The sequence below is a fragment of the Knoellia altitudinis genome (assembly GCF_042666355.1).
Classification (GTDB): Bacteria; Actinomycetota; Actinomycetes; order Actinomycetales; family Dermatophilaceae; genus Knoellia; species Knoellia altitudinis.
Genome location: NZ_JBHTDK010000001.1, coordinates 345,142 through 345,734 on the forward strand (window position 1 = coordinate 345,142; position 593 = coordinate 345,734).

Sequence of the window (593 nt, forward strand, 5' to 3'; positions counted from 1 at the left end):
CAACCTCAACTTCGTCGCCAACCAGACCATCCCCAACCTCGTCATCGCCAAGATCGGCGCCAACGGCAAGATCGCCCTGAGCAACAACTCCAGCGGAACCGCCCAACTCATCACCGACATCGCCGGCTACTACCTTTCCGACACCCCAAGCACTCCGGTCGCGGTCACGACGACCAGCCTGCCCAGCGGCGTCGTGGGCAACGCCTACACGACCACCCTGACCGCAACCGGTGGTACCGCCCCCTACACCTGGACCATCACCACCGGCACCCTCCCAGCCGGGCTCACCCTCAACGCAACGACCGGCGCGATCACCGGCACCCCCACCACCGCCAGCACAGCGACCTTCACCGCAAAGGCCACCGACACCAAGGCCGCCACCGCTACCAAGCAGCTCTCCCTCACCATCGCCGCCGCACCGATCCCGGTCTCGATCACGACCAACAGCCTGCCCAGCGGCGTCGTGGGCAACGCCTACACGACCACCCTGACCGTAACCGGTGGTACCGCCCCCTACACCTGGACCATCACCACCGGCACCCTCCCAGCCGGGCTCACCCTCAACGCAACGACCGGCGCGATCACCGGCACCC

At 67.3% G+C, this 593-nt stretch carries 1 protein-coding gene; it reads left to right on the forward strand.

The window, feature by feature from the left end; genetic code table 11:
* Window positions 1-593: putative Ig domain-containing protein (locus ACFQW8_RS01620; protein WP_380085236.1), on the forward strand; the 593-nt coding region annotated here is incomplete at both ends.